The 16,403-nt window shown below is 31.1% G+C and carries 15 protein-coding genes and 1 tRNA gene; 8 read left to right on the forward strand and 8 right to left on the reverse strand.

Going from position 1 to position 16,403, the window contains the following annotated elements; translation table 11 throughout:
* Positions 1-1,427 (reverse strand): FG-GAP-like repeat-containing protein (locus H526_RS0111895; protein ID WP_027393208.1); only part of this gene is annotated, 1,427 nt, incomplete at its 3' end.
* Positions 1,428-1,761: 334 nt separating this feature from the next.
* Between H526_RS0111895 and H526_RS0111900 the strand changes: the two genes are divergently transcribed.
* Both H526_RS0111900 and H526_RS0111905 read left to right on the forward strand, forming a co-directional pair.
* Positions 1,762-2,499, forward strand: coding sequence for a DUF6503 family protein (locus H526_RS0111900; protein ID WP_035085428.1), 738 nt, complete (start codon positions 1,762-1,764; stop codon positions 2,497-2,499).
* Between the two features lie 166 nt (positions 2,500-2,665).
* Entirely contained in the window at positions 2,666-4,111 is a 1,446-nt protein-coding gene (locus H526_RS0111905; protein ID WP_027393210.1) for a BLUF domain-containing protein, read from the forward strand.
* Positions 4,112-4,252: 141 nt separating this feature from the next.
* Here H526_RS0111905 and H526_RS0111910 read toward each other — a convergent pair.
* A tRNA-Asn gene (locus H526_RS0111910) sits at positions 4,253-4,326 on the reverse strand.
* Between the two features lie 95 nt (positions 4,327-4,421).
* Positions 4,422-5,735 (reverse strand): RIP metalloprotease RseP, encoded by a 1,314-nt coding sequence (gene rseP, locus H526_RS0111915; protein ID WP_027393211.1) that lies wholly within the window; start codon positions 5,733-5,735, stop codon positions 4,422-4,424.
* Positions 5,736-5,891: 156 nt separating this feature from the next.
* Here rseP and H526_RS0111920 point away from each other — a divergent pair, with 156 nt between their 5' ends.
* On the forward strand, positions 5,892-6,566 hold the full coding sequence (locus H526_RS0111920; protein ID WP_027393212.1) for an SCO family protein: 675 nt from the start codon (positions 5,892-5,894) through the stop codon (positions 6,564-6,566).
* A 97-nt stretch (positions 6,567-6,663) separates the two neighbouring features.
* Here the strand turns inward: H526_RS0111920 and H526_RS0111925 are convergent, their stop codons facing one another.
* The gene (locus H526_RS0111925) at positions 6,664-7,122 is read right to left on the reverse strand and encodes a hypothetical protein (RefSeq protein WP_027393213.1); all 459 of its coding nucleotides are present in this window, start codon (positions 7,120-7,122) and stop codon (positions 6,664-6,666) included.
* Between the two features lie 317 nt (positions 7,123-7,439).
* Here H526_RS0111925 and H526_RS0111930 point away from each other — a divergent pair, with 317 nt between their 5' ends.
* A complete protein-coding gene (locus tag H526_RS0111930; protein WP_027393214.1) occupies positions 7,440-7,667 on the forward strand; it encodes a FeoA family protein in 228 nt (75 codons plus the stop codon).
* A gap of 14 nt (positions 7,668-7,681) precedes the next feature.
* A complete protein-coding gene (feoB, locus tag H526_RS0111935; protein WP_027393215.1) occupies positions 7,682-9,778 on the forward strand; it encodes a ferrous iron transport protein B in 2,097 nt (698 codons plus the stop codon).
* A 255-nt stretch (positions 9,779-10,033) separates the two neighbouring features.
* Here the strand turns inward: feoB and H526_RS29030 are convergent, their stop codons facing one another.
* The 3 genes from H526_RS29030 to H526_RS0111955 are packed head-to-tail and all read right to left on the reverse strand — an operon-like array spanning position 10,034 to position 11,944.
* Positions 10,034-10,957 (reverse strand): DMT family transporter, encoded by a 924-nt coding sequence (locus H526_RS29030; RefSeq protein ID WP_051336128.1) that lies wholly within the window; start codon positions 10,955-10,957, stop codon positions 10,034-10,036.
* A 52-nt stretch (positions 10,958-11,009) separates the two neighbouring features.
* Positions 11,010-11,414, reverse strand: coding sequence for a hypothetical protein (locus H526_RS0111950; RefSeq protein ID WP_027393216.1), 405 nt, complete (start codon positions 11,412-11,414; stop codon positions 11,010-11,012).
* 11 nt (positions 11,415-11,425) lie between these two features.
* Positions 11,426-11,944, reverse strand: coding sequence for a GNAT family N-acetyltransferase (locus tag H526_RS0111955; protein WP_027393217.1), 519 nt, complete (start codon positions 11,942-11,944; stop codon positions 11,426-11,428).
* 127 nt (positions 11,945-12,071) lie between these two features.
* On the opposite strand from H526_RS0111955, the gene crtD reads away from it, so the two are divergent.
* From crtD to H526_RS0111970, 3 genes are read left to right on the forward strand one after another with little or no spacing between them, the layout of a single operon-like run.
* On the forward strand, positions 12,072-13,553 hold the full coding sequence (crtD, locus tag H526_RS0111960) for a 1-hydroxycarotenoid 3,4-desaturase CrtD (protein WP_027393218.1): 1,482 nt from the start codon (positions 12,072-12,074) through the stop codon (positions 13,551-13,553).
* 3 nt (positions 13,554-13,556) lie between these two features.
* The gene (locus H526_RS0111965; RefSeq protein WP_027393219.1) at positions 13,557-14,183 is read left to right on the forward strand and encodes a carotenoid biosynthesis protein; all 627 of its coding nucleotides are present in this window, start codon (positions 13,557-13,559) and stop codon (positions 14,181-14,183) included.
* A complete protein-coding gene (locus H526_RS0111970) occupies positions 14,184-15,326 on the forward strand; it encodes a lycopene cyclase family protein (protein WP_027393220.1) in 1,143 nt (380 codons plus the stop codon).
* Between the two features lie 6 nt (positions 15,327-15,332).
* Here H526_RS0111970 and H526_RS0111975 read toward each other — a convergent pair whose 3' ends face one another.
* Positions 15,333-16,373 (reverse strand): transglutaminase domain-containing protein, encoded by a 1,041-nt coding sequence (locus H526_RS0111975; protein WP_027393221.1) that lies wholly within the window; start codon positions 16,371-16,373, stop codon positions 15,333-15,335.
* Between the last annotated feature and the right edge of the window lie 30 nt (positions 16,374-16,403).

Consider the following 16,403-nt stretch of genomic DNA (forward strand, 5'->3'; position numbering starts at 1 on the left):
GTTGTACTGCTAAATGTTCCACCAGTTAGACCTGTAATAGAAGGAGTTGTATTTGGTTGATTTTCACAATATATTACTTGGTCATAGCTAAAGCTAGGATCATCAATAGGATTAACGTTTATTGTAATTGTTAAGCAATTAGCTGTCGTTTCATCTATACACGTGATATTACCATCTTCTGCTCTTATATAGTATGTAGTGCTGGGGGCAGTTGGAGTCACTTCGAACGTTGAAGTGTTTGTGGTGGTAGTTCCTAGTAAATTTCCTCCACAGGAGTCCGTATAAATAGACCAGGTGGAAGCAATATTAAGATCACCAGATATGGTGATATTAGTCGTTTCACCTTCACATAACTCGGTAGTTGCAGAAATATTAGGAATACTAGGAGCTATACATACTGGAATTTGTTTAAACCAGGCAAACCTTGCTACATTAAAACTACCTAGAATTGCATCTTTTAAACCATCTCCATCAACATCTCCAAAATCAATAGTAGCGAAACTTCCAATTTCTCCACGAGTTAATTCACCATTAAACATATTCTGAACTGAAGCAAAATTAGGAACTGTAGATGTTCCGGTATTTTCTAACCATCTAACAAATCCAGTATCAATCATAAAAAACATGTCTAAGTCTCCGTCTTTGTCAAAATCTTCAAAAACGGGTATTGGAACATCCATATTATTAAAAGCACTTTCATCAACCCAAGGACTATTTGCTTCAGATTGCCGTTCGAAAATGGGATTATTTTTGGTTCCAATATTTTTATAATAAGTTAGTTTATCACTACCTAGTGCTACGAGATCGAGATCAGAATCATTATCAAGATCTACAAAACCTAAACCAGGAAATTCGGCTATCTCTTGATTATCAAGTCCCGATAAGCCATCCGGAATATATTCAAATACAGGAATTTCAGGGGAGCCGATGTTTCTATAAAAAAGAACGTCATTATTTCGGTCGCGTTCATAATCATAATCTGTACCTATAAATAAATCAAGGTCTCCGTCATCATCAATATCTGCAAGTTGAGGTCTATTTTGGTTTCTTACTGTTAAATTTCTATCAATCCAAATAGTATCTAAAGTAGGTATAGATGCCGATACCCAGTTTGGAGATGTAATCGTACCTTCATTTTTAAAATAGTGTACTGTACCTCCTTGGCTACCAGAAATAAAATCTAGATCCCCATCATTATCTAGGTCACCCAATATTGCGGATCGTAAACGGCCTCTTGTGATAGATGTGTTTGGTATTGTTGCGACATCTAATCCTGCAGGTACTGGTCCTGGTCCTGTAGATGTTCCGTTGGGATTATTAAGAAGACTTCCTCCTCTAAACTCCCAACTTACATGATCAACTTGGGAAAATAAGAGTTGATTCCCTAGCATAAGGAGTAAATAAATAGAAATTAATTTTTTTATCATTTTATTCCAAGTATAGCGGTTAGTTCTATAAAATCTAGAGCCTAATTTTAAAGCTTTTTTCTACAATTTTTTAAATAATACTATTATTGATAAAAACCAATTACATAAAAGGCACATAATCGAGAATTGTTTATATCTCGTTGCCTTTGGTTTTAAGAATAGTATTGTAATTATCTAGGGGAGGGGATGTTAGATAATTTTTTCCTTTATTACTTTTCGGCAAAACTAATAATTAAGTTTTTGTTTAACAAAATAAAGTTATATTAATAATTTACTTTGTGATAAGGTAGAATATAGTCTAAAGATTAATTCAACTATTTTAAAAAATATAATGATGTTAAAGGTCATAAAAGTATTCCTAATTATCCCTGTTATACTATTGTCTCTGCAGTCTTGTAAAAATGAACTGAATCCTAAGGAAATAATACTAAAATCATTAGAGGCACATGGTGGGTTAGAAAAATGGAAGAGTGTAAAGGAGATCTCTTATAAAAAAACTACTATTTTATATGATAGTCTTGGAGCTATAGAGAAGAAAATTATACAAACCCATAAAAATACATTCAGTCCAAAATTTAGGGCAGAAATGGTATGGGTAGAGAATACTGTTCAAAAGAAAGTTGTATTCGAGGATGATAAAATTAGTGTGTATTTTGATAACGTTATACAAGGTGATTCAGATTTAAAAGAAAAGTACTATAAATCTGTTATTGCAGCACACTATGTTATCTGGCAACCTTATAAATTGTTAGATGAGGAAGTCATATTATCTTACGTTGGAATAGATACAATAGATAGTAAGGAAGTCTACATAGTGAAAGTTACTTATTTTAATGATGATGGTTCTTCTGCGAATACTTGGTGGTATTATTTTGATGTATTAACGTATAAATTAGTCGGTAATATGGTACATCACGGGACTACTTATAGTTATATTGTTAATACAAAATATGAAGATAAAACGGGCTTATCCCTTAACGCTGAACGTAAAAGCTATATGACGGATAGTTTAAGGAATCCTAGGTTTTTAAGAGCAGATTACTCTTATGAAATTTTAGGATTGAAGAACTAAAATGTATTTGCCTGGTTCAATAATAATAGTTTTTTAAATGAAATTATTTTTTTGTTTATCATATTTGTACTGATGGATAAACAGCTTAAATTTGTTAGTATTAGTTTCAATTTTGTTATTATTTCTTGAGTAAATAGTTTAAAATTGCTTGAAAATTTGTTGAGGAATGCTTCGTATAGAAAAAAATGATGAGATTGAGCAATTGCGTCAAATGGCCAATCATTTTAGAGCGGACTTTAAGGAATATTATAATTCTGGAAAGTTAGTTTTAGATAATGAACGTGGTAAGGGTTATATATCTACTTATCAAGTTTTTCCAGGCTTAGTGGCTAAAACTTATAATGTAAGGTTTAATAAAGAGTTAAAGTTTATAAAGAATGAAAAAGGAGAGCATCCCATTTATTTTATATACTGTGTAAAAGGGTATTATTTTCATAAATTTGGAAATGAAGATTCATTAGAGAAGATTTCTAAAAGTCAAAATGTTATTCTTTCAGGTAATGAATTAGATGGTCATGAAATTATTCTTCCAGGCAATGTAGATCTTGAGATTAGCATTCTATTTTTAAACGTTAGTAAATTTGAAAAACTTGACAATCGAAAAGCGAGACGTTTAGATTCTGCTCTTAAGGAACTTGCTAAGAACTTTAAGCTTGACGAAAACAAAAAGTATTTTGGTGAGATAAATTTAGAAACTTCTCAATTTGCAGAAGTTCTAGTTCGAAATGAGAGGATAGATACCATAGGTATGTTAATTACCGAAGGGTCAATATTAAACACACTAGCATCCCAGTTGATTAATCATGAGGAACATCGAGAGAAAATTAAGCCAAAACGAATATCTAAATCTGATTTAAAAAAGATCATTGATCTTGGTGTTTATATTAAGGAAAACATTGATCGTAAAATAAATATAGATGAGTTGACTAATATTTCGGGATTACGCCCACATAAATTACAAAAAGGATGTAATTATCTTTATGGTGAATCTGTGGGAAACCTAATTCAAAGACTAAGAGTTGAACGAGCAAGGCAATTACTTCAAAACACAGAATTTTCGGTATCTGAGGTTTGTTATAAAGTAGGATTTTCTAGTAGAAGTTATTTTTCTAAAATTTTCGAACAATATTTTGGTATGTTACCCTCGAATTTTAAAATGTCTATTGATAATGGAGCAATGATTTTTGAGCTATGTTATACGTCTAAAGCCATAACAGGATTAACCACTTCAAGTATAGAGGATATCGTTTCGGAATCAATATCTAAAAATTTAGATAATTCTATTACAGGTGCATTGGTTTTTTACAAAAAGGTATTTTTTCAAATTATCGAAGGACCTAAGTCTAACATACTTGAGCTTTATAGAAAACTTCTACAAGACAATAGACATTTCGATGTAGAGTTAATTTGGCAAGGTGTAAAGACAAAGCGTATATTTGATGATTGGTCTATGGCTTTTTTAGCAGAAGATGATAATCAAAGTTCTGAAATGGCTATAGGCAATATTACATATGCAAAGCTAGCTCCAATAATGGAAGGATTGAAAGATTCTGAGGTTTTTTCAGATATTTTATGGAGAAGAGTTCTAAATATTCTTAAAACATCTGCATAATTTTTTCTCTTGAGAATTTTTTGTAAATAAGAACTCGTTTGTTTTTAGTGCTAACCAAGCAATTCTATTTTGGTTAATAGAGTAAATTTACATTAGATAAGAAAACAAAAAAGCCTAAACTTTAAGTTTAGGCTTTTTTTGCTCCCCCTCTTGGACTCGAACCAAGGACCCTCTGATTAACAGTCAGATGCTCTAACCAACTGAGCTAAGGAGGAATATCTCTTTACAATCGAGAAGTGTTTTTCTCTTTTGCGAGTGCAAATATATACTATTTTTTAAAACACAAAAAGATTTTTTTGATTTTTTATTGTTATTCGAAGATAGCTCGATAAATATCATTCCCATTTGCAAAAAGTAACAAAGCGATTAGTATAACAAAACCAACAAGTTGTGCATACTCCATAAACTTATCATTAGGTTTTCTGCCAGCAATGATTTCATATAATAAAAACATTACATGTCCTCCATCTAATGCAGGAATTGGTAAAATATTCATGAAAGCCAAAATAATCGAAATAAAGGCTGTTGTACTCCAAAAGGCAGCCCAATCCCATACAGGTGGAAATAAATTACCTATGGCAGCAAATCCACCAATTTGAGTAGCTCCTTTCTTAGTAAAGACATACTTAAATTGCGCAATATAATCGTGAAGTTTCCAGTAGCTATAATTAAATCCTGCACTGATACTTTCTCCAAACGAAAACTCATCTTTATTTATCTTATAATAAACAGGTAATACGCCAATAGTACCTTCTTCATCGGTTTTTATAGAAATAGTTTGTTCCGATCCATCTCTAAGAAAGGTAACCTGAATTTCTTCTTCTTTTTTTGGTTTTACTTCCTTCTTAAACTGATGCCACCAACTAATTTTTTTACCATTAACAGATAAAATTTCATCTCCATTTCTAAGTCCCGCTTTATATGCAGGCCGATCAGCAACTACGGTATCAAGGACAGGTTTTAGTCTTATTCCAAAAGGTTCCATAACACCTTCTTCAAACATGGTTGTGCCAATGTCTTCCGGGATGTCGATAGTTTTAGTGTTTCCATCAATTGATAATACGGTAATGTTTTTTACATCTCTTAAGAAAAGATACATATTTACATCTCTTGCATCTTTAAAATCTTCACCATTTACCTTAAGGACTCTATCACCATCTTTAAACCCATATTCTTCAAATATTTCTGCAACTTCATATCCATCCGGAATATCATCAGAAGAAACATAAGAAATTCCCCAAGTGTATATAATTGCCATATATATTAAAAACCCAAGGATGATGTTTACTGTAACACCCCCAAGCATAATAATTAATCGTTGCCAAGCTGGTTTTGATCTAAATTCCCATGGTTGTGGTGGTCCAGCCATTTGCTCCTTATCCATGCTCTCATCGATCATTCCAGAAATTTTAACATACCCACCTAATGGTAACCATCCAATTCCATAAACTGTTTCTCCAATTTTTTTCTTAAATAACGAGTATTTTACATCAAAGAATAAATAGAATTTTTCTACTCGTGTCTTAAATAGCTTTGCCGGAATAAAGTGTCCTAATTCGTGAAGAACGATTAGGATAGACAAACTTAATAATAGCTGTAATGCTTTTATAATTATCGGACTCATATGGTCTTATTCAAAATTAAATCACGCAAAAGTAACCTTTTAGAGTAGTTTATGAAAGAAATCAAGGATACAGATTCCGGTTTTAATATTTTTTTAGCGAAAACCATAATTTTGTAAAAGATAAACCTTGTAATTTTGTAACTCTAAAATGTAAGTATGCTTCGATTTTTTGCTAAGTACAAATTCTTTGCCATAGTTTTATTTATACTATCTGCGATTATTATTTCAATAATTTATTCAATTCTAAAACCCAAAAGAATTTTACAGGTATATGAACCAGATATGGTGAGTTTAGAATTAGTAGATAGTACGGTTCAGCATGTACGCAAATACCATAAAATAGCAGATTTTAATCTTCTAAATCAGAATGGTGAGAAAGTTACGCAGTCTAATTATGAAGATAAGATTTATGTTGCGGATTTTTTCTTTACAACATGTCAGACTATATGTCCAATAATGACAGATCACATGAAACTTATCCAGGGAAGATTAAAAAATGATCCAGATATTAAGCTATTATCTCACACGGTAATTCCAGAAACAGATGGGGTACCACAATTAAAAGAATATGCAATTAGAAAAGGAGTTGATGATACTCGGTGGAACTTGGTAACTGGCGACAAAAAGCATATTTATGATCTTGCACGCAAATCATATTTAGTAGCAAAATCGAATGGTGATGGTGGGCGTTATGATATGATTCATACCGAAAATTTCGTGTTAGTTGATAAGAAAAAGCGTATTAGAGGCTTTTATGACGGAACTGATTTAGAAGAAATTGAAAGGTTATTAGAAGATATAGAAGTCTTAAAAAATGAAGGAGTAAAATAACACAGTTGCTTTTTGTGTAAAATTCGGGTTTTTAAAAAACAACTGTGTTTTTCTAGGGAAAAAATAATAAGTGATCTTATGAATTCTATCCATAATATTACCATTCAGGCTCCAGGCCAATTGTAAATGAGGTAGGAGTACATCGTGTATAGGAAACTGCAACACCATCCTTGTTTACGTAGCAAATTAATTTTTCGTCCCATCCATCAGGACAATCTGGTCTCCAAGGAGGTAAATTTTCTGCTGTAGGGATCACTAGTTTATCAAATATAATAGTATTTCCATCTCTTTGCAGAATTTGAAAACTTGTGATATGTGCATTATGTAGTTTGTAAGATAATTGACTACCTGTATGCTCGTTTTTTGCAACTAGATAAACTCCATCTTTTTTAGGTTTTCTAACTGTATATTGATCATATTTTTCGATTTTATCGTTTTTATTTTGACCAGATATGTCCAAACTTTCTTGTTCTAAATTATTCTTTTCACAAGAATAAATAATTGCAACCAAGCAGATCATTAATGCTTGAAGTAATAGTTTTTTATAATTTTTCATTCTATAATTTTTTAATTAGACTTTATTCTATTTAAGGCTTTTTAGTTTCCACCTTTTTCTAAATTTAGATATGATGAAATTAAAGCGACATACCTTCGTAGATATCCGAAAAATTTGAATTTCAATGATTTTGGACTTTTTTTGGGTTGTTAACCCTTTTTTGAATAGGTTTAAAACTGTTTTTATTAATGAAATCTAAAAAGAAAAGACAGGAAGAATATTTTAACAACTCGTAATAGGTTTTTCTAAGAGATAGTTTTTTCAATAGATATTTTTCCACTACTTTTGCCTTGTTTAAAATTATTCTAAATAAAGGCTTGAAAATTACTATAGCAAATCTCAAAAGGGGTCAACGTGCGTTGATTAAGGAAATAACTTCTGATACTATTCCATTAAAGTTATTGGAAATGGGATGCTTGCCAGGTAATGAGGTGCAATTATTACAAACCGCACCGTTTCAATGCCCAATGTATCTTACAATCAATGGTAGCCATCTCGCCATACGTAAAGAAATTGCTTCACAAATTGAGATTGAAATTATTTAATAGGATTACTTTTTATGGCCAAGCAGATTAAAGTTTCACTTATCGGAAACCCAAATACAGGTAAAACATCTGTTTTTAATTTGCTAACTGGATTAAACCAACAAGTCGGCAATTATCCAGGAATTACTGTAGAGAAGAAAGAAGGGGTTTGTAAATTGCCACGAGGAGTTAAGGCACATATTCTTGATTTACCAGGAACATATAGTCTTAATGCTTCATCTTTAGATGAAAATGTAGTTATAGAAATTCTACTTAATAAAAAAGATAAGGATTTTCCTGATGTGGCCGTAGTCGTAAGTGATGTAGAAAACCTTAAAAGAAATCTATTATTATTTACCCAAATAAAGGATTTAGAAATTCCCACGATTCTAGTCATTAATATGGCAGATCGAATGAGTAGGAAAGGGATTTCTCTTGATATTCCACTACTCGAAAAAGAGTTAAATACTAAAATTGCTTTAGTAAGTGCTAGAAAAAATGAAGGAATAGATGAACTTAAAAAGCTGATTCTTTCATATGCTTCAATACCTACTAAACCTTGTGTAGATGCATTGACTTTTGCTCCTGAATATTTTGATAGACTTAAGAAAGCATTTCCTAATCAATCTATTTATAAACTTTGGTTAGTAATTACACAAGATGTCAATTTTAGAAAAATTGATAAAAAGAAGCCCGAAGTTCCGCCAGATTTTGAGATCAAATCGGAAAGTGAGCTCAAGCGATTTCAGCAAAAAGAAACTATTAAAAGATATCAATTTATTAATCAAGTTCTAAAAAAAGGATTGATAATTGATGAAAAAGCGGCAACCGGTATACGTGCTAGATTAGATAGAGTATTAACTCATAAATTCTGGGGGTACTTTATTTTCTTTGCCATATTGTTGTTGATTTTTCAAGCTATTTATGATTGGTCATCATACCCAATGGATCTAATAGACGAAGGATTTGCGTGGTTAAGCGAGACTGCAAAATCAGCTTTGCCGTCAGGACCTTTTATAGACTTAATAACCGAAGGTATAATTCCTGGATTAGGCGGTATTGTTATTTTTATACCTCAGATTGCATTTTTATTCTTATTTATTTCCATTTTGGAAGAAAGTGGATATATGAGTCGTGTAGTGTTCCTTATGGATAGGGTAATGCGAAAATTTGGATTAAGTGGAAAAAGTGTTGTTCCCTTAGTTTCTGGAACAGCTTGTGCAATTCCTGCTGTAATGGCTACAAGGAATATTGAAAGTTGGAAAGAACGTTTGATAACGATTCTAGTAGTTCCATTTACGACATGTTCTGCAAGACTACCTGTTTATTTGATCATAATAGCACTGGTAATTCCTGATGAAAAGGTTGGATGGATATTTAGTTATCAAAGTCTGACTTTGATGTTATTATATTTTATAGGTTTTGGTGCCGCTGTAGGTTCTGCTTGGATTTTAAATAAAATTCTAAAAATAAAAAGCAATAATTACTTCGTGATAGAGATGCCAGGGTATAAAATGCCTTTGTTTAAGAATGTAATATTTAATGTTATTGAAAAAACTAAAGCGTTTGTTTTTGGGGCAGGGAAGATAATTTTAGCCATTTCGATTATCTTATGGGTTTTAGCCAGTTTCGGACCTAATGAGAACTTTAGTAATGCAGAAGAAATAGTAACATCAGAGCACTCTAATCTTTCTCAAGAAGAACTAGATCAGAAAATTGCTTCTTATAAATTAGAATATTCTTTTATTGGTTATGCAGGTAAAGCTATTGAACCTATTGTAGCTCCGTTAGGATATGATTGGAAAATTGGAATAGGGATCATTAGTTCTTTTGCAGCACGGGAAGTTTTTGTTGGTACTTTGGCGACTATTTATAGCGTAGGAAGTGATGAGGAAGAAACCATCAAAAATAGAATGGCTTCTGAAGTCCATCCTGTAACGGGAACCCCATTGTTTAACCTGGCAAGTGGAATATCTCTGTTATTGTTTTATGCATTCGCAATGCAATGTATGAGTACACTAGCTATTGTAAAAAGGGAAACTAACAGTTGGAAATGGCCTATGGTACAGCTTGTGTTTATGAGTGTTTTAGCGTATACTGTTGCATTGGTGGCATATCAGATTTTAAAATAAGTTTTTGTATCTTTATTCGACTAAGAAATTATGAATTTATTTGTCCAGAACATATTAGTATTTGTTGTTTTTGCTATAGCAATAGGATTTTTGATTAAGAAATTTATTTGGAAACCAAAGCCAGTTACTTCAAGTAAAAAGACGCCTGGAAGTTGTGGAAAGAACGGCTGCGGTTGTCACTAGTCAATTAGACCATTAATAATATCTATTATAGTTTTGTCCACTTATTGATGGTGCATCTTATCAAAAAGTAATTTATTTTCTTCGTATCCATTTTAGAGAGCTATTACTGCTAATCAAATAAACACCTACAAAAATTAAAGAACAACATAACAGTTTTACTATTGTTATATCTCCTTTATATTCACTATCAATAATGAAATAGGCAATTCCTGCAACCAACAACATGGCTACTGCGGGCTGTACATAAATATAACTACTAGAAACTGTAGGTTTTACAAATTGTAAAGCAAACATATTTAATAAATAAGCTAAGAACGTTGGGCCTATGATTACATAACATAATGATATCCAATTGGTCGTTTTATAAGAATTAAAATCTGTTTCTAATAATTGACCAATACAAAATGGAAACATAAAGATAAATCCAAAGAAAAAAGTCCAGATAATAACAGTAATTGGTTTATATTTTTGCATTAATGGTTTCACTAGGACTAAGTAAAAAGCAAATGATAATGCATTTAAACCTATAAAAATATTTCCTTTTAACGATCCTGTTCCTAAACCTGAGTTGCCTAAATATATTAATAATACTGCGCCACCACCTCCAATACATATACCTAAAACACGAGATAAAGTAAGAGGCTCTTTTAACAAAAAATAACTAATAATCACTGTAAAAACAGGCATGGCAGTAACTATGATAGCGGCATCTACAGGAGATGTTAAACTTAATCCATTCATTGAGAAGAATTGATTTGTTGCTACACCCAAAAGCCCGCAAAGTGCTAATCTTGGAATATCTTTTTTCTGAGCTTGTTCTTTTACAAAAAACTTTAAAATAAAGAATAACAATCCAGCACCACTTATTCTTAGAAATACTAGGGCAGATGCACCTATTTTATCAGGCATTAAACCTTTTGCAATAAGATAATTTGCTCCATAGATCATATTTACACTTAATAATGCAATATGAGCTTTGGCTTTGTTAGAAATCATTTGGCAAAGAAACTAAATATAGAGATAAGTACTCTCATGGTTTTAGCACTATTTATTTAACCAATAGTTCTAGATAGTAGTTCGAGGGATCTATTTTTTCAGAATTAATTGGATAAGGACTTAGATTGTGACTATAGACTGTCTTCTCCAATGACTTTAATAGTTCTTTTGCTTTAATAGGAGCCTTGATTAAGATTTCTTTTTCTTCTAAAAGTGTATCGTTTTCATAGAGACCAATCAAAATTTTTGCTTGTCCTGCCCATACACAGGATACTCCTTTTGGGCAACGAGAATCTTCTAATACTTTTATAAAATGTATACTTTTATTTCCAAAATTAGCTTTTTTGCCAGTTTTTAATTTGGTAACTATTTGAGGAGTTTTTACCTTTTTATTCGTGTCTTGAGCCTTTATGAAAATAGGGCTGAATATTAAAAGTAGATAAATGAATTGTTTCATTATGAGGATTTTTATTCTTGATTTTTACTTAATATAAAATATCTGTGTTCGTCTAAAGTTTTACCATTTTTAATAATCGCTTTTCGAAAAACCCCTTCTTTACTATACCCGTTTTTTTCTAACGTCCGCATAGAGGCAATATTATTTTCGAAAACACCAGCATAAATTCTAATTAAATTTAGTTTTTTTAATCCGTAATGGGTTATTAGATTCACTGCTTTTGTGGCTATTCCATTTCCCCAATATGGTTGACCTATCCAGTATCCTATTTCTGCACTTTTTCTATAAACATCGTTTTGTATGATTAAACTGATTACTCCGCATAGCTCATTGTTACATTCAATACCAAAACTTTGTGGAGGATCCTGTGTTTGAGTAAAATTAATGAAAGTTTCGGCGTCACTTTCTGAGTAAGGATAAGGGATATAATCTCTTAGGTTATTCCATATGTTTTTATTGTTAGCTAGTTTTGCCAACTGTAATGTGTCAGATAATTCGAGTTTTCTTATTTCAATTTTTTGATTTTCCAAACTAATAAATCTATTAGATACAAGTTAGTTTAAATATGTTTAAAATTAAAGATATATAAAAATCCATACTAAATTATGGCAATTGTCTTCGCTTTATAATTTTTCATAATATCTTTATGCACATAATATGTCAAACAAGAAAGCAATAATTATTGGATCTGGTATTGCCGGTTTAGCCTCTGCAATCCGTTTAAGCGGTCAAAATTTTAGTGTAGAAGTATATGAGACTAATTCTTATCCTGGAGGAAAATTAGCCGAAATTCATAAAGAAGGATATCGTTTTGACTGCGGACCATCCTTGTTTACAATGCCTCAGTTTTTAGAAGAGTTGTTCGCTATCTCTAAGAAATCAATTTCGAATTATTTTGAGTATTCCAAAAAAGAAATAGTATGTAATTACTTTTATGAAGACGGAACTAGATTTACAGCGTTAGCCGATATTAAAAAATTTGCAGAAGAAGCAGAAAAGAAGTTTGAAGTAGAAAGGGATCAGATTTTTAAATATTTTAAATCTAGTAAGCAAAAATATGACTTGACCTCTACTTTATTTCTAGAAAAATCATTACATAAATTATCCACATATCTGTCTTTGGACACTATAAAAGCTATTATTAGAATTAATAGCCTAGGAATAGATAAGAAATTACACAGTTATAATGATGAAATATTTAAGGATGCAAGATTGGTTCAGTTTTTTGACCGATTTGCAACTTATAATGGTTCGTCTCCTTATGTTACGCCTGGAATTATGTCTATGATTCCGCATTTAGAACAGTACTACGGAACTTTTTTTCCAAAAGGAGGAATGTATAGTATTACAAAAGCTCTTTATCAGTTGGCTGTTGATCTTGATGTAAAATTTCATTTTGAATCAGAAGTGGATCAAATAGTTGTTACAAATAAAAAAGCAACAGCAGTAGTTGTTGATGGTTTTATACGAGAAGCGGATGTAATTATATCCAATATGGATGTAGTTCCTACTTACCGTAAATTACTTCCAAATGAGCAAGCACCGAAAAAAACTCTGAAACAACCAAGATCAAGCTCCGCCTTAATTTTCTATTGGGGAATCAAAAAAGAATTTCCTGAATTGGATCTACATAACATCTTTTTTTCTAAAGATTATAAAAAGGAATTTGAATATATTTTTGAAAAGAAGGAAGTAAGTAATGATCCAACCGTTTATATAAATATTACTGCTAAAAATGAACCAAATGATTCTCCTGAAGGATCCGAAAACTGGTTTGTTATGATTAATGTTCCTAGTAATGAAGGACAAGACTGGAAAGAAATAATACAACGGTCTAGAAAAAATATTCTGGATAAATTATCAAAATTGTTAAAAGTAAATATTGAAGAGTTAATAGAAATTGAAGAGATTTTAGATCCTATAAGTATTGAAAGCAAAACACAATCTTATCAAGGTGCATTGTATGGTTCCAGTAGCAATAATAAATATGCAGCTTTTTTAAGACATCCTAACTTTTCTAAAAATATTAAAAATCTTTATTTCTGTGGAGGAAGTGTGCATCCTGGAGGAGGAATTCCATTGTGTTTATTGTCTGGTAAGATAGTTTCTGAGTTAATTGAAAAAGATTTTAATGATTAAACTATGCGTCTAGAAAGAAAACTTCTTATATCCATAATTTTAATTTGGTTGTTTAATATTTCAGGAATAATTGGAATTCTGATAGGATATGAAAGTTGGTTCTTGCCATTAACGCCTCTCAATTTACTATTGTATTTAGGTTTAATGATTTGGAATTCTAGAATTAATAAAAAATTGATTTTAGCATTGTTAATTCCTTTTGGTATTGGAATGATTACGGAGTATCTGGGAGTTAACTATGGATTGATTTTTGGCAACTATCAATACGGTAATAACTTGGGAAGTAAAATTTTAGGAGTACCATGGATTATTGGTGTAAACTGGGCATTACTAGTATATTGTACAGCAGCAATATCAAAAAAGATACACACAAACATAGCTATTTCTTCTTTTATTGGTGCAGTGTTGATGGTGGCATTGGATATTATCATCGAAGTTTCCGCTCCAAGATTTGATTTTTGGGAGTTTGAAGGACAGATAGTACCAATTCAGAATTATATAGGATGGGTCGTAGTTTCCTTTGTAGCACATTTTTTATTTCAAAAAGTATATAAAACTTTGCAATACACGATTTCGGTTCATATTTTCATTGCTATATTTATCTTTTTTACCACATTCTTATTTTACTAGATGCAGAAATATGATTATATTATTACAGGCACCGGAGCATCAGGTTTGATATTGGCTTATTATTTAATTAATGATACTTTTTTTGATCAAAAGAAAATACTGTTAATTGATAAAGAGGAAAAAAATAAAAATGATCGTACTTGGTGTTTTTGGGAAGAAGGAAAAGGAACTTGGGATTCTGTTGTAAGTAAAAAATGGAATAATATCTTTTTCGGGAGTACTGATTTCTCAGATACAATAGATATTTCTCCATATCAATATAAGATGATTCGGAGTAAAGATTTTTACAATCACGTTTTTAAGCAATTAAGTAAAAAACCGAATATCACTATAGTACAGGAAACCGTAATAGGATTTGTAGATGAGGGTAGTATAGTAGAGGTAGAGACTGATCAAAGAATGTATTTGGGCGGTAAGGTTTTTAATAGTATACCATTTTCTAAACAGTTTAAAACACAAAAAAAATACCCTTTATTAAATCAACATTTTATAGGATGGTTTATAAAGGTAGAAAACCATACTTTTGATAGTCAGATAGCTACCTTTATGGATTTTGACATTGATCAAAAAGGGAATACAAGATTTATGTATGTATTGCCGATGTCTAAAACAGAAGCTTTGTTTGAGTACACCTTGTTTTCTAAAGATCTTCTTTCTAAAGAAGAATACGAAAAGGAAATTAAAGCATATTTACATGCGACCGGGATTAAAGAGTACAGTATTATAGAAAAAGAAATAGGATGTATTCCTATGACTTCGTATGAGTTTGGAAAACAAAATTCTAGGAACATCATTCATATCGGAACGGCTGGTGGATGGACAAAAGCTAGTACTGGATTTACTTTTCTGAATACAGAAAAAAAGGTAAAAAAACTCATCAAGTTTCTTAAAAGACGCGGGGATTTATCCAAATTTGAGAAACGAACTAAATTTTGGTATTATGATTTATTCTTTTTAGATCTATTATCAAAAGAAAATCAGAATGGTGCTATTTTGTTTTCACGATTATTCGGAAAAAATAATACATATAAAATCTTGAAATTTTTAAATGAGGAAACCTCATTGATAGAAGATCTAAAGATAATGTCAACAATGCCTACTAGTAAATTTCTTAAAATGGTCTGGAATCGATTGATTAAGTAGATTTATTTATTCAATTTTAAATCCTACCATAGGAATCTCATTTATAAATATAACAAGCTCTTTTGCATTAGGGTGTGATAAGTCTACATTAAAACTAATTTTCCCGTCATTATATGCTATTTTTCCTTTGTAATTGAATTGTTGATTATTAACCAAATAAACAATCGAGTGCACAGGTTGATCGTATTCTATAACGAACTCTTGAATTACGGCATCTCTTTTTTTTAGGATTCCTGTTAATGGAGAAATTAGGCTAAAATCTTTTGACTTTTCATGTTGGTAAAATAATGGAGCTTCAGAAAACTCTTCTTTACTAATATTATCTACTAACAAGCTGTTTTCATAAAAATTTGGATAATGCCCTTTAATAAAAACTTCGGCTGGCGTACCGAAATAGAAATAATTAGGTTCTTCGATAAATTCTTGTGTATCGACATCGTAATATCCTGTACTACCCCAGGTAGCATCTATTAAATACTTTTTAAAATCTATTTCAATAATATTCCAGGCGTGATCAGAGCGGTATTCTTTTCCAATATGATGAATTTGATTTTTACCATTTCCTAAAACGTAGAAGCTAATGATTCCAAGGTGATCACAGACATCTTTAAAAAGTTGAGTGTATCCTTCACAAACTGCTATACCACTAGATATAACACGTTTAGATATTTTTTCTCTATATTTTTTTTCTGTCTGTAGATGCTTTTTAGATCCTGATTTATCCCTATGATAATCTATATAATTGGTAGAACGAAAGCTAGGAAAGGGGTTGTGTTGGACTGATTTATAAGAATTTGCATAATCAGTGTAATATTTTCCTGATTCCTTATAATCATAGGATATGTTTTTTGTAATCCAAGAATATAGGGCTTTGGCCTTATCTATTTCAGAGTCAAAATCCTTGGAGATCTGTTCTGCTAGTTTTTTAGGAGTTTTATATTTTTTAGGGTATAAATGTACAATAGCTTCAATTCTATCAAAATCTTGACTGTAGGATTGACTAGCAGATAATAGGCTTAATAAAATAAATAATACTAGCTTAGGCATATTGTTTTAGCATCAAATATTAAACCAAAT

The sequence above is a fragment of the Aquimarina latercula DSM 2041 genome, assembly GCF_000430645.1.
GTDB classification, from domain to species: Bacteria; Bacteroidota; Bacteroidia; order Flavobacteriales; family Flavobacteriaceae; genus Aquimarina; species Aquimarina latercula.